At 64.9% G+C, this 13,563-nt stretch carries 10 protein-coding genes; 3 read left to right on the top strand and 7 right to left on the bottom strand.

What is annotated here, in order from left to right; genetic code table 11:
- Positions 1-17: 17 nt before the first annotated feature.
- Both ACYCVF_RS11275 and ACYCVF_RS11270 read left to right on the top strand, forming a co-directional pair.
- Positions 18-434, top strand: a complete 417-nt coding sequence (locus ACYCVF_RS11275; RefSeq protein ID WP_459602576.1) for a response regulator — start codon at positions 18-20, stop codon at positions 432-434.
- 103 nt (positions 435-537) lie between these two features.
- Complete coding sequence (locus tag ACYCVF_RS11270) at positions 538-1,236, top strand: helix-turn-helix domain-containing protein (protein ID WP_459602574.1); 699 nt, start codon at positions 538-540, stop codon at positions 1,234-1,236.
- Between the two features lie 67 nt (positions 1,237-1,303).
- Here ACYCVF_RS11270 and ACYCVF_RS11265 read toward each other — a convergent pair whose 3' ends face one another.
- From ACYCVF_RS11265 to ACYCVF_RS11250, 4 genes are read right to left on the bottom strand one after another with little or no spacing between them, the layout of a single operon-like run.
- The gene (locus ACYCVF_RS11265; protein ID WP_459602572.1) at positions 1,304-2,590 is read right to left on the bottom strand and encodes an MFS transporter; all 1,287 of its coding nucleotides are present in this window, start codon (positions 2,588-2,590) and stop codon (positions 1,304-1,306) included.
- 23 nt (positions 2,591-2,613) lie between these two features.
- Positions 2,614-3,135, bottom strand: coding sequence for a PRC-barrel domain-containing protein (locus tag ACYCVF_RS11260; protein ID WP_459602570.1), 522 nt, complete (start codon positions 3,133-3,135; stop codon positions 2,614-2,616).
- Between the two features lie 20 nt (positions 3,136-3,155).
- On the bottom strand, positions 3,156-5,360 hold the full coding sequence (locus ACYCVF_RS11255) for an amylo-alpha-1,6-glucosidase (RefSeq protein WP_459602568.1): 2,205 nt from the start codon (positions 5,358-5,360) through the stop codon (positions 3,156-3,158).
- A gap of 59 nt (positions 5,361-5,419) precedes the next feature.
- Positions 5,420-7,183, bottom strand: a complete 1,764-nt coding sequence (locus tag ACYCVF_RS11250) for an ABC transporter ATP-binding protein (RefSeq protein ID WP_459602566.1) — start codon at positions 7,181-7,183, stop codon at positions 5,420-5,422.
- A 274-nt stretch (positions 7,184-7,457) separates the two neighbouring features.
- Between ACYCVF_RS11250 and ACYCVF_RS11245 the strand changes: the two genes are divergently transcribed.
- Positions 7,458-8,528 carry a glycosyltransferase family 4 protein gene (locus ACYCVF_RS11245; protein WP_459602564.1) on the top strand — a complete coding sequence of 357 codons (1,071 nt, stop codon included), beginning with the start codon at positions 7,458-7,460 and terminating at the stop codon, positions 8,526-8,528.
- Between the two features lie 187 nt (positions 8,529-8,715).
- Here ACYCVF_RS11245 and ACYCVF_RS11240 read toward each other — a convergent pair whose 3' ends face one another.
- From ACYCVF_RS11240 to ACYCVF_RS11230, 3 genes are all read right to left on the bottom strand, one after another.
- Positions 8,716-10,644, bottom strand: a complete 1,929-nt coding sequence (locus ACYCVF_RS11240; RefSeq protein ID WP_459602562.1) for an alkyl/aryl-sulfatase — start codon at positions 10,642-10,644, stop codon at positions 8,716-8,718.
- Positions 10,645-10,773: 129 nt separating this feature from the next.
- The gene (locus tag ACYCVF_RS11235; protein WP_459602560.1) at positions 10,774-11,931 is read right to left on the bottom strand and encodes a diguanylate cyclase domain-containing protein; all 1,158 of its coding nucleotides are present in this window, start codon (positions 11,929-11,931) and stop codon (positions 10,774-10,776) included.
- 171 nt (positions 11,932-12,102) lie between these two features.
- Positions 12,103-13,395 (bottom strand): TRAP transporter large permease, encoded by a 1,293-nt coding sequence (locus ACYCVF_RS11230; protein WP_459602759.1) that lies wholly within the window; start codon positions 13,393-13,395, stop codon positions 12,103-12,105.
- Positions 13,396-13,563: the final 168 nt, after the last annotated feature.

Raw genomic sequence — 13,563 nt, 5'->3', positions numbered from 1 at the left:
CATGCTAACCAGGCAACATGATCGAGGTCAGCTCACATCATGGGCGCCCGGCGTCCCTCGCGCGACCCACAATCTTTGTGGTCGACGATGATGCCGCCGTCCTGGGATCCCTGCGCTTCCTGCTGGAGGCCGATGGCTTCGCCGTGCGTACCTTCAGGAGCGGCACGGCGCTGCTCAATGTCAGTGGCGCGACTGGACCGGACTGCTACGTCATCGACTACAAGATGCCGGACATCAATGGCATCGAGCTGGCCAGCCGCCTGCGCAAATCCGACCGCAACGCGCCTGTGATCCTGATCACCGGCTATCCAGACGAGAACATCTCCGTCCGGGCCGCGACGGCGGGCATCAAGGACGTGGTTTTGAAGCCGCTTCTGGACGAAAACCTGGTCAAATACATCCGCCACGCCATCCAGGATCGTCCCCGCGCCTGACCTCCGGGATTCTACGTAGGGTAACCCCCTTAAGATATCTCGCGAGATTTTCGAGGCACCCGATACCGCGTACCTAAGCGTCATCACAACGGAGATGGCGCAGATGCTGACCCAGACGCTCAAAACCCAGGCGATCAACACCCAGATTGTTGGCAAGATTGCTCCTGCCCATCCTGTCACCGACCAGTTCGGTGCCATTGCCGGCCATGTCGGCCTAGTCGCCACGGAGTTCTCCTATCGCAAGGACGAGGAGATCTATGGCGAGGACGAGCCGTCCGAATATGTCTACCAGGTCGTGTCGGGCGCAGTGAGCAGCTACAAGCTCCTTTCCGACGGCCGCCGCCAGATCGGCGCTTTCCATCTTCCCGGCGATGTGTTCGGCCTCGAATCCGGTTCCACTCACCGCCTCGCCGCCGAAGCCATCATCGACACCAGCGTGCGCCTTGTGAAGCGTGCGAGCCTCGAGAAGGCCGCAGCCACCGACGTACAGGTCGCCCGCAAGCTCTGGGCGATGACCGCCAGTGAGCTTCGTCATGCCGAGGACCACATGCTGCTGCTGGGCCGCAAGACCGCGATGGAGCGTGTCGCGACCTTCCTGCTCGAAATGGACCGCCGTCTCGCTGTTGCCGGGATGATGGCGCTGCCGATGTGCCGCCGCGACATCGGCGACTATCTCGGCCTCACCCTCGAAACCGTGTCGCGCGCACTGTCGCAGCTTCACGCTCAGGGCATTCTCGGCTTCTCCGGCGCCCGCCAGATCGTGCTGCGCAACCGCCAGCGCCTGCACAATCTCGACGCCTGATCGGTTTCTCCTCCCCCGTGACTAGGCCGGCCGAACGCGATTCGGCCGGCCTTTTCTTTTGCCGCGATCACCCCGTGCGCCGGGTTTCCGGCATCATCAGCAGGATCAGAAGGAGCCCCGTCGCGGCGACGCCGGACAGCCCGATGAACGCGGTGGCATTGCCGAACTTGTCACTGACATAGCCGCCGAGCACCGTGCTCAGCGATGCGCCGATGCCGGTCGCAGTTCCCACGATCCCCTGCGCCAGGTTGAAATGACCGCTGCCGAAGGCGACGTCGGCCACGATCAGCGGAATCATGACTGCGAACACCGCGGCGGTGAAGCCGTCGAACACCTGCACCAGCACCAGCAGGTAGGGATCGCGCACGGTCGCAAACAGCAGGCCGCGAATCGTCAACGCACCGAATCCGATCAGGAGCAGCGGACGCCTGCCCCAGAGCTGTGCCTTGCGCCCGACTGTCGGCGACAGCAGCGCCACGATCGCCTGCGGCACGATGATGCAGGCGGCGACGAGCACGGTCGCCCATTGGCTCGACCGCGCCGTCACTGCGCTCGCCATCAGCGGCATCATCGCGGCGTTCGCGAGCTGCAACAGAAGCACGCTGAGTGCGAAGATGATGAGCGGACGCTGCCGGATCAAGTGCCAGAGATTGGTGTCACCGCGGTCGGCGGCCTCGGGCGGCATCTCGCCGTGACTGCGCCTGATGTCGACCTCCTCCTCGCGGATTCGCGACAGTGCGAACAGGGTCGGGATCACGAGCAGGAATGTGACCAGGAACACGGAGCGGCTCGACAGCAGGTAGCCGGCGGTGCCCATCACCGCTGCCGCCACGCCATTGCCCAGCGAGGCGAACCGCGCGTTGCGGCCCAGTCGTTCGCCGATCGCGAGCGGCCCTACGAGGCCAAGGCTGATCGCGGCGATCGCCGGCCCGAGCACGCAGCTCGCCGCCGCGTGCAAGGTGGCCGCGGCCACCACGACGGCGAAGATCGGCATCGAAGCATAGGCAAGCGCGCAGGCGCCGATGGTCGCAATCGCGAGACCGGCGACCAGACGCTCCGATTTCGCGGCGTCGATGATCGCCCCGCCCGGCATCTGCCCGATCAGGGCGACGATGCCGCCGATCGACAGCACGAGGCCGATCTCGACCTGGGTCCATTTCTGCGTCGTGAGATAGACCGCGATGAACGGGCCGAACCCGGTCTGCACGTCGGCGAGGAAGAAGATGAACCAGTCGAGGCCGCGCAAGCTCTGGCGCGAGGGCGCCGGAAGGTTTGCAGCCGGCTGCGAGACAAGCTTGTCCTGCTCGACGTGCGCGTCGCGACCTGCATGTTTCGGCTTGCTCGACAACAGCACAGGCGGTGAACCCTCCCGGCACCTCACTGGATCGCTTGCAGCGGCTGAAGGCTGCCGGACGCTCCTAGCACGACGATCGGCGTGTCTTCCTTGTATTCCGGCGCGGCCGCGACCTGCGCCTTGGTCAATTCCAGCGTGATGCTGTCCTTCTTGTTGGCGATCTTGCCGAAGCGGAGCGCGTTCCAGTCCACCACGATCTTGCGGCTGCCGACGCCGAGAAAGCCGCCGAAATCGATCGCTGCGGCCCGCACATGGCCGGTTCGATCGACGATGACGTCGACGATGCGACCCATGTCCTCGCCGGCGGCGCTGCGAACGTCGCGGCCCAGGACACCGTGGGCCTCGCTCGCCCCGATGATGGTCACCGAGGGCGGCGGAGCGGCATCCTTGGGCGTCACCGGAACGGTCGAGACCGGCGGCTTTGCCGTCGGCGGCGCATTCGCTTCGTTCTGGCCTGCGGGCGGATCCTCCGCGGCGCGTGACGGAGCGACCGTCACGGCAACCGCGATCGCCGCGCTTAGGATCAACGTTCCGGTCGCACGCATGATACCCTCCTTGCGCGCCGCTAGCGCGCCAGCACGATCGAGACCTGGATCTGGCCACGTGTGCGCAACACCTCCAGCGCCACGTCGTCGCCGTGGCGGCTGACGCGGAGATCGACGCCGGACTCGCCGAGGCGCAGATCGTGCAGGATCACCTCGTTGAGGAATGCCGGCAGATGCGGATTGCGCAGGCGGATCTCGCCGCGCGCCACGTCGAACTCGAGGCCGAGCGCCGCCTCCAGCAGCGTGAACGGCGTCGCGCTGGCCCAGGCCTGCGGCGCGCAGGCGACCGGATAGAGCGTCGGGCCGCGCCGCTTCTCGCGCCGGAAGCCGCAGAACAATTCGGGCAGCCGGCGCAGATCCATGTAGGTCGCCGCGTCGAACAGCCCTTTGAAGACATGCGCCACCGAGTGCTTGAGGCCGTAGCGCGCGAGCCCGAGCGCGATCAGCGCGTTGTCGTGCGGCCAAATCGACCCGTCGTGATAGGACATCGGGTTGTAACGGACCTCGCCTTGCGCGACGGTGCGGATACCCCAGCCCGAAAAGAAGTGCGGCCGCATCAGGTCGGCGGCAACCAGGCGGGCGCGATCTTCGCGGATCATGCCGCTGAACAGGACCTGCCCGGCATTCGAAGTCCGCACCTTGCAGGGCCGCTTGTTGCCGTCGAGCGCGAGCGCATAGGTGCCGAGCTCCTCGCACCAGAACGCCTTCTCGAAGCGTTCGGCGAGTGCCCGGGCTTCGGACTCGAGCTTGCGCACGCGATCCGGTTTGCCGAGCCGCAGCGCGCAACGCGCGGCGAGCTGCTTGGCCGCATAGACGTAGCCCTGGACTTCCGCGAGCGCGATATTGCCCTCTGCAAGCCTGCCGTCGGCATGGAAGATCGCGTCGTAGGAATCCTTCCAGCCCTGGTTGGCCAGCCCCTTCTCGGTCGCGCGCTGGTACTCGACGAAGCCGTCCTGGTCGGGATCGCCCGGACCGTCGATCCAGGCCAGCCCCGCCTCGATCGCCGGCCAAAGCTCGATCAACGTGGCCTCGTCGCCGGTACGCTCGAAATAGCTTCCCGCGAGCAGCACGAACAGTGCAGTCGAATCGACGCTGCCGTAATAATGCGCGAACGGCACCTCCCCCAGCGCCGCCATCTCGCCGCCCCGCATCTCGTGCAGAATCTTTCCGGGCGTCGCATCCGCGCGCGGATCGATCGCCTCGGCCTGAAAATGCGCGAGCCGGCGCAGGACACCTTTGGCGATGCGCGGGTCGACCCAGAGCATCTGGAGCGCGGTGATGAGGCCGTCGCGGCCGAACGTCGTCGAGTACCAGGGAATGCCGGCATAGGGATAACGCCCCTGCGGCGTCTCCGTCATCAGCATGTTGAGGTCGGCCATGGCCTGGCACAGCACCTCGTTGAAGATGTTGTTGGAGGTCTCGATGCTTGCCGCCCCCATGGTCGACTGCCGCATCTCGCGGCGGTGCGCCAACAGACCGGGAAAGAACCGCACCGGCTTTTCCGTCAACGGCCGGTTGCAGGACACGGCCACGAACAGAGATTTGGTCTGGTGCGGCTCGAGGTGGAGCTCCCAGGTCGCGGCATTGACCGAGAGCCGCGTCGGACGCGGATCGAAATGCAGCCCGGTGGTCCGCTCGGCCTCATCGAGGCCGCGATACTCGAACAACACGTCGGTCGGCCCGAGCAGCCGGCTCGTTCCGATCCCGCGGCGCGGTCGCCGCTCGCCGCGGACCTCGAACAGATCGGCGAAGTCGTTGCCGAACAGCAGAGTCAGGTCGAAGCTGGCGCGCCGGTCGCCATGGTTCTGCACGCCGATGCGCTGATAGGCCGTGCCGCGCCACAGGAAGATCGTCCGCACGATGTGCAGCAGGTCCTTTTGCAGAATGAGGCTGCCCTGCCGGTAGATGTCCGGATTGGTGAGGTCGACGGTCAACGCCGAATTGTCGTCGCGCAGGTTCGAGCCGAGCAGCAGCGGCTGCAGATCATCGAGCACGAGCTCGAGCCGCGCGAGATAGCGCGTATCGTGATGGAACAGGCCATCCGGCCCGCCAGCGGATGCGCCGATGTCCCCATGGCTGTCGAGCACGATGAAGGTGTCGTCGTGCTTGAGCGATCGCCGCGGCCGTGCCGACGGCCCCGTCATCGGAATGTAGAAAGGTTGTTCCGCGACCTGCTCCGAGGTCCGCGTCACGGAGACGAATTGGGTTACGGCTTCGGCCGACATGAGCTGCTCCCCTGCGCTTGTTTCGAAAACGCAACCGACTCGAGAACGCGACTGTTGGATTACGCGGCAGCTTGCGCGAGCCGGCTCATTTCCTGCGTGACCAGCTCGCGATACGGCCCGTGGCCCTGCATCAGTCGCTCCGGCGAGCCGTCCTCGATGATCTTACCATTTCTCAACACCACAACGCGGTCGAAATTGCGCAGCGTCGCCAGACGGTGAGCGATTGCGATCACGGTGCGGCCTCGCATCAGGCGCGACAGCGCCTCGCGGATCGCCTCCTCCGATTCGCTGTCGAGCGCGGCAGTCGCCTCGTCCAGCAGCAGGATCGGCGCGTCCTTGAGGAAGGCGCGCGCGATCGCGATGCGCTGGCGCTGGCCCCCGGACATCTTGACACCGCGGTCGCCGACCATCGTGTCGAGGCCTTCGGGCAGGCTGTCAATGAAATCGCAGCGGGCCGCGATCGCCGCACGCAGCACCTCGTCGTCGGTCGCGTTCGGGCGGCCGTAGCGGATGTTCTCGCGGATCGAGCGATGAAACAAGGAGATGTCCTGCGGCACGACGGAGATCGCCTCGCGCAGGCTCAGCTGCGTCACCTTCGAGATATCCTGGCCGTCGATGGTGATACGGCCCTCGTCGACGTCGTAGAAGCGCTGGAGCAGCGTGAACAGCGTCGACTTGCCGCCGCCGGACTGGCCGACCAGGCCGACGCGCTGGCCGGGCTGCAGCCGCAGGCTGAACCGCTCAAAGATCTTGTCGCCACCGGGATAGCCGAAGGTGACGTTGTTGAACGCGATTGCCGCGCCGCTCTTCATCAGCGGCTCCGCCTCGGGGTGATCGCGCAACTCGTGCGGCACCAGCAGGGTGGCGATCGCCTCGGTCAGGCGCGCGACGTGCTGGGTGACATCGACCAGCGCCACTGCAAGATCGCGCGTGGCGCTCAGGATGGAGATGCCAAGCGTGCAGACCAGCACGACATCGCCGGTCGTCGCCTGTCCCTTCTGCCAAAGCGTGATTGCCCAGGCCATCAGCGCGATCGTCAAGAGCACGGTGATGGCGGCATGCAACAGCCGCAGCTTTTCCAGATAACGCAGGCTGCGGCTTCGCGCGGTGAGCTCCCGGTTCACCGTCGCGTCGAACCGCTCATGCTCGTGGCCGATGCCGCAGAAGGCACGGACCAGCGGCATGTTGCTGATCACGTCGATCATCTCGCCGTCGACCGCAGCGGCCTTATCGGCAAAGTCGTCATGCAGCGGCTTGCCGGCGGCGGCGAGGTGAAACATCGCGATCACCATGCCGCCGGCGATCACGATCAGTCCGAGGGCCATATAGGGACTGACGGTTCCAATCAGGGCGATTGCCGCAATTGTGGCGATGCAGGGCGGCAGCACGTTCCAGACGAACATGTTCTCGACCGTGAACACCGCGTTCGAGGTCGCCGTGATGCGGCTCGTCAGCATCCCCGGCATCCGGTCCGAGAAGTAGCTCGGCGCGTGTCCGGTCAGGTGACGAAATATGTCACGCCGTAAATCACCCGTGACGCGGACAAAGGTGAAGCTCGCTGTCCAGCTCGCAATCCGCCACAGGAAATTGTCCGCGGCAATCAGGGACATGAGCAGAATGAATGCCAGCCATACGCCGCCGCCTTGTGAAGGTCCCGCCGACAAGGCGTCGACGAGCGATTTGACCCCATATTGAGTGCCTACGGAGCAGGCAACTGCCGCGACGACCGCGGTCAGGATCACCAGATGCGACACCATTCGCATCTGAAGATAGCGCAAGACAAAGGCAAATGGCCTGCGCGCGTATCCAGAAAGATGATCCATATCGCTATCGCCCCGCTATGCTGATTTTCATTTTGTTACTGATCGACTGAACATCGACCTCTTCGACCGGGTTCCCGGCCCCGGTGATCACGACATGCGGATGCGGACGATCTGAGAGGATGAAGTGGCAGCATCGAGACAGCCCGCGAACGTGTCGAATAAGTAACGCTTGGGAGAAGGAACTTCGCAAGTGCGGGAACGTTCCCCTGTCTGGCATGCCGGTGCCGTACAGGCGGGGGTTTTAAATTCATGATCGCACAGAGGAGATGGTGAGATGCGCATCGCGCAGGTTGCTCCGTTGACGGAGGCTGTTCCACCCAAGCTATATGGCGGCACCGAGCGGGTGGTGCATTGGTTGACGGAAGAGCTGGTGGCCCTCGGACATGACGTGACTTTGTTCGCCAGCGGCGACTCGCAGACATCAGCAAAGCTGGATGCGCTCTGGCCGAAGGCGCTCCGTCTCGACGGTTCCGTGCGCGATCCCAATGCGCTGCACATGGTGCTGCTGGAGCGGGTGCGGCAGAAATGTGACGACGAGGAGTTCGACTTCCTCCACTTCCATCTCGACTACTATCCGTGGTCGCTGTTCCACCGCCAGCCGACCCCCTTCGTGACCACGCTGCACGGCCGGCTCGATCTGCCGGAGCACCAGCCGGTCTTCAACACCTTCTCCAAGATGCCCGTCATTTCGATCTCAAACGCACAGCGGCGGCCGGTGCCGCAGGCGAAGTGGGTGACGACGATCCACCACGGCCTGCCGGAGCATCTGCTGACGCCGAAGCCTGCGAAGCAGGAATATCTCGCCGTGCTCGGCCGCATCGCGCCGGAAAAAGGCGTCGACCGCGCCATCAAGATCGCGACCCATTGCGGCATTCCGCTCAAGATCGCGGCCAAGGTCGATCGCGCCGACCAGGATTACTACGACGAGCTGATCCGGCCGATGATCGAGAACAATCCGCTGATCGAGTTCATCGGCGAGATCAGCGATCACGAGAAGTCGGACTTCCTGAGCGGCGCGCTCGGCCTCCTGCTGCCGATCGACTGGCCGGAGCCGTTCGGCCTCGTCATGATCGAGGCCATGGCGTGCGGGACGCCGGTGGTCGCCTTCAACCGCGGCTCGGTGCCGGAGATCATCGACGAGGGCCTCACCGGCTTCATCGTCGAGGACGTCATCAGCGCGGCAGGCGTGGTCAACCGCCTCGCGCAGCTGGACCGAACCGCAATCCGCAAGCAGTTCGAGACGCGCTTCACCGCGCGTCGCATGGCCCTGGACTATCTCGCGGCCTATCGCAGCCTGACCGAGGCACAAGCGCCGCGGATCAAGCTGGTGAGCAGCGCCGAGTAGAGCTTCCACATCGCTGTCAGTCGAAGTGCCCTCTCCCCTTGTGGGAGAGGGCTTCGAGAGCGGAGCGGCGTACTCACTTGGGTGAGGGGTTGCTTCCGCATTGGAACTCTCCCAGCGGAGCGATACCCCTCATCCGGCGCTTCGCGCCACCTTCTCCCACAAGGGGAGAAGGGAAAGAAATAGCGTCCTATCTGACGACGGCCCGCTTCGGTTCGACGATTTCGAACATGCGCGGGAATTCGTCCATCAGCCCCATCAGCTCGGCGAGCCGCATCGGGTTGCCCGATGGCTTGATCTTGCCGGCGGCGACCGCTTCCGGAAAGCTCGTCAGCTTCGCGATCACGTCATCCAGCGTAGCGCGCGCCAGCGTGAAGCTGGCGTCGGCATTTTCCGCCTGCACGCCCTCGGTGTAAGTGAGCGCACAGTTCTCCAGATTGAGCACGAACGTCTCGCCGGTGTCGGAAAAGCGCCAGTTCAAGACGATATGCTTGCCTTCCGCCTTGGGACCGTTGAGGCGGATGCCGAGCACGTCCCAGAGCTGGGAGGTGCGCAGCGCCGCCAGCGTTTCGCGCGGCATCGGCGGGCGCGTCGGCACTTTCGGCATGCCCTGGCGCAATTCCTGCGCGCCGAACAGATAGGCGTTGCGCCAGGTCGCGCTCTCGGCGGCATAACCGAGTTGCTCGAGCGTGTCCGCCAGCAAAGCGCGCGCCGCCGCATTGTCCGGCTCGGCAAAGACGAGATGGCCGAGCACTTGGGCGACGAAACGGAACTCCCCCTTGTCGAAATCGGCAGCCGCCCGCGCGAGGATGGCGTCCGCGCCGCCCATGTACTCGACATACTTCCTGCCCGACTCGACCGGCGGCAGCGGATCGAGATTGACCGGATTGGCATCGTACCAGCCGAGATATTTCTGGTAGATCGCCTTCACATTGTGGCGGATGTGGCCGTAATAGCCGCGGCCGTGCCAGGCGCCCTCCAGACTTTTCGGCAGCTGGATCGTCTCTGCGATTTCGGCTGCGGTCAGGCCGTGGTTCATCAGGCGGATGGTCTGGTCATGCGCGAACTTGTAGAGGTCGCGCTGCTGGCGGATCATCGTGCCGATCCGCTCGCGCCCCCACACCGGCCAATGGTGCTGGCCGCACATCGCCTCGGCCTTGCCGTCCCAGAGCTGCAACGCCTCGCCCAGATATTTGGACCAGGCCAGGGCGTCCCGCACGTCGGCGCCGCGGAACGGCAGCAGATTGTGGAAATTGTGCGTGCAGTTCTCGGCGAGGTTCAACAGCTTGTAGCGCGGTACGAAGAAGTGCATCTCCGCCGGAGCTTCGCTGTTCGGCGCCATCTGGAATTCGAATGCGACCCCATCGATCACGCGCGTATCGCCGGTCGCCATGATAAAGTCCGTGGGGCGCAACAGCGCGACCGATCCGGCCGCCATCGACTTGCCGAGGCCACAATCGACCTGCCCGCGCACCCCCTTGGCGAGGAGCGGACCGAACTGATACTGCGCCCGGCGCAACATAGCCGGCCCTGCGATGATGTTCTCGGAGACCGCGTGCTCCATGAACAGGTTCGGTGCGATGATCGGAACGCTGCCAGTGGCGAGCGCGTCCTCCTCCAGAACGCCGCGCGCGCCGCCCCAATGGTCGGTGTGGGTATGGGTGAAGATGATCGCCGCGACCGGCCGCATGCCGCGGTGCTTGAAGTAGAGATCGAGCGCAGCGCGGGCACCTTCGATCGATGTCAGCGTGTCCACGACGATGACGCCGCTGTCGCCCTCGATCAGCGTCATGTTTGCGATGTCGAGCCCGCGCACCTGGTAGACGCCGGGCACGACCTCGAACAGTCCGTGCTGCATGTTGAGCCGCGACTGCCGCCAAAGGCTCGGATTCACCGTGGGCGGTGCCTGCTCGGCGGACAGGAAGCCGTAGGGCTCGAGGCTCCAGACCGTCCGCCCTTGCGGATTCGTGATGGCCGCGTTCTCGATCGTGCCGAGGAAGCCGCGCGCGGCGTCGTCGAAATCCCGCGTGTCGGAAAACGGCAACGCGTTCAGCATCGCCGTTTGCTGCACAATGACGGACTGCGTTGCGTCCTTCGGCTCATTGCTGAGTTCGGTCATTTGTGTCCTCCCGGCCTGATGCACGGCATCTAACCGCATCTTGCGCTCGATTGCCATCGGAGGAGACGAACGAAATGGAACGAGATTCTCACGTCCCTTCTCACCTCCCCGAGAGGAGAGGTGCACCGTCTAAGCAGCGACGCCTTCAACGGCTTGGCGCGATGCCGTGGCGCTGTCCGCCGTGCGCAGCTCGCTGGCCAGCACGTAGCCGCCACGATTCTGCTTGGCCCGGTACAGCGCCTTGTCCGAGCGCGACAGCAGCGCCTCTGCGGTTCGGCCGTCGTCCGGCGCGACGGCAACGCCGACGCTCGCACCGAGATCGATCACCTGTCCGTCAACCTCGTATGGCCTGCCGATCGATTGCACGATCCGCCGTGCCATCGCCTCCGCATCGGACGCGGCGCTCTGCACCAGGACGAACTCGTCGCCGCCCATGCGGATCACGAGGTCGTCAGGCGCGGCCAGCGCCTTGAGCCGCCCGGCGACCTGCTTCAGCAGCGCATCCCCGGCGGGGTGGCCGAACCGGTCGTTGGCTTCCTTGAAGCGGTCGAGATCCAGCGTATGGACGGCAACCATCCCGGCCGTCAGCATCTCGGGCAAGTCCTTCGCCAGCACCGAACGATTGGACACGCCGGTCATCGGGTCGGAGCGCGCGAGCTGTTCGAACTGGCGCTTGAGCGTGATCTGGCCAATCGAGGCGTTGAAACTGAGCCGAACCATCTCGAAGCTCGCGACCACGTACATCAGGATGAGGAGACCGAGCCCGACATGGCGGAGATCGGGCTGCATGAAGCTCACGATTGCGGCAGGCGCGGCGATCGCGATGAGATCGAGCAGCGCCGCGACGGGACGTAGTGCCAGCCGCGCCACCACGCCGGCGCCGAAGCCGAAACCGATACCCATCGCCATCACGCAGCAGAGCGCATCGTTCAGCACGATGCTGCGCGCGGCAAACGCGCCGAGCACGAGGGCCGTTACCACGGTGCCGGCAATGTAGCGCCGCTCCCAGTGCACGGCCTCGGCCCGGCCGAGCCGTGACGGGGCCGCGAGGCGGCGGCGGAACGCAAATATCTCGACGAGACGGACAATCGCCACCACCACGCCGGCGGCCGTCAGGCCGGCCGTCAGCACGTCACCGGTCTCGTAGGTCGTGATGGCGCCGACCATCGCCTGGCAGGCGGCCGCGAGAATGGTGGGCATCATCGTGCCGTGAAGGCCCGTGATGACTTCCAAATGGACGGCGTCCGAAATCGACGCCGGTCCGGATTCCATTCTGTTGAAGAACATGCCAGCTCCGATCGCTGGCATTGAACTACCGCAGACCCGTAAAGATGCATTCGCTACTCGACGATCGCATTTGCGCGTGCGGATTTACCGCGCATTAGCCATGTCTCGCCCAGGACGGATGAGGACGGACGGAGACGCGTGCTCATCGTCTCCGTCCGCGACACACGGTGGCTACATGCCCAGCAAGCGAGGCAGCCAGAGCGACAGGCCGGGCCAGTATGTCACCACCACCAGGAATCCCAGCATCGTCAGCAGCCACGGCCACACCGCGACCGTGAGCTCGGTGATGCCCATTTTGGCGATACCCGATGCAACGTAGAGATTGAGGCCGACGGGCGGATGGCACAGTCCGACCTCCATGTTGACCGTCATCAGGATGCCGAAATGGATCGGATCGATGCCGAGCTTGATCGCGACCGGAAACAGGATCGGCGCCAAGATCAGGATGATGGAGGACGGCTCCATCACGTTGCCCGCCACCAGCAGCAGCAGGTTGACGAGCAGCAGGAAGCCGATCCACCCGAGGCCCAGGTCGATCATCCATTGCGCCAGCGCCTGCGGCACGTTCTCGTATGTCATCAGGAACGAGAACAGCACGGCGTTGGTGATGATGTAGAGCAGCATCGCGGAGAGATTCGCCGATGACAGCAGCACGCGCGGCACGTCGCGCAGCTTCAAATCCTTGTAGATGAACACCGCGACGATGAAGGCGTAGACCGCGCTGACGGCGGCGGCTTCAGTCGGCGTGAACAGACCGCTGTAGATGCCGCCGATCACGATCACGATCAGCAGGATGCCCCAGATCGACTTTCGGAATGCATCGAGACGCTCGAGGAAGGTGGCCTTCGGCATCCGCGGATAGTCGTTGCGCCAGGCACGATAGAACGTCGTGGCGCCGAGCAAGGAGGCCAGCACGAATCCCGGCACGATGCCGGCGATGAACAGCTTGCCCACCGAGCTGTTGGTGGACACGGCGTAGAGCACCATCGGGATCGACGGCGGAATGAGGATTCCGAGCGAGCCCGACGTCGTGATCACGCCCGCGCCGAACCGCTTCGGAAAGCCTTGCGCGACCATCGCAGGCAGGATCACCGAGCCGATCGCCACCACGGTCGCCGGCGAGGAGCCGGAGATCGCGGCGAACAACGCGCAGGCGACCACGCCCGACAGCGCGAGACCGCCGTACCAATGGCCGACCAGCGAGGTTGCGAACGCGATCATCCGCCGCGCGACGCCGCCATGGGTCAGGAAGTTGCCGGCGAGGATGAAGAACGGGATCGCCATGATCTCAAAATTCTCGATGCCGGTGAACAGCTTCAGCGCCACCGATTCCGTTCGCACGTCGGTCAGCGTGAACATGAAGCTGAGCACGGTTAGACCCAGCGCGATCGAGATCGGCATGCCCGTCAGCATCAGCGAGAGCAGCAGCGCGAACACGATGGCGACGCGGACGCCCTGCGGCAGCGTGATGAGGTGGCCCGCATGGGCGAAGCATATGGCGACGATCAGGACCGGCAGCAGCATCAGGATCCAGCCGAGCGGGCTGCGCTCGTCGCGGACGACCTGGCTGCGCGTGACCGGGGCCGGATGCACCGGATCCGCCTCGACGCCCTCGACCCCGGCCATGTCGTG

The sequence above is a fragment of the Bradyrhizobium cedriense genome, from assembly GCF_054602315.1.
The sequence above is the reverse complement of the archived record's forward strand: the minus strand, read 5'-3'. Positions and strand labels throughout refer to the sequence as shown.

Excerpts from the sequence above, each read along its gene's own strand:
- ACYCVF_RS11260 (WP_459602570.1), bottom strand. The coding sequence starts at position 3,135 with ATGCGTGCGACCGGAACGTTGATCCTAAGCGCGGCGATCGCGGTTGCC.
- ACYCVF_RS11245 (WP_459602564.1), top strand. The coding sequence starts at position 7,458 with ATGCGCATCGCGCAGGTTGCTCCGTTGACGGAGGCTGTTCCACCCAAG.
- ACYCVF_RS11240 (WP_459602562.1), bottom strand. The coding sequence starts at position 10,644 with ATGACCGAACTCAGCAATGAGCCGAAGGACGCAACGCAGTCCGTCATT.
- ACYCVF_RS11270 (WP_459602574.1), top strand. The coding sequence starts at position 538 with ATGCTGACCCAGACGCTCAAAACCCAGGCGATCAACACCCAGATTGTT.
- ACYCVF_RS11255 (WP_459602568.1), bottom strand. The coding sequence starts at position 5,360 with ATGTCGGCCGAAGCCGTAACCCAATTCGTCTCCGTGACGCGGACCTCG.
- ACYCVF_RS11275 (WP_459602576.1), top strand. The coding sequence starts at position 18 with ATGATCGAGGTCAGCTCACATCATGGGCGCCCGGCGTCCCTCGCGCGA.
- ACYCVF_RS11235 (WP_459602560.1), bottom strand. The coding sequence starts at position 11,931 with ATGTTCTTCAACAGAATGGAATCCGGACCGGCGTCGATTTCGGACGCC.
- ACYCVF_RS11250 (WP_459602566.1), bottom strand. The coding sequence starts at position 7,183 with ATGGATCATCTTTCTGGATACGCGCGCAGGCCATTTGCCTTTGTCTTG.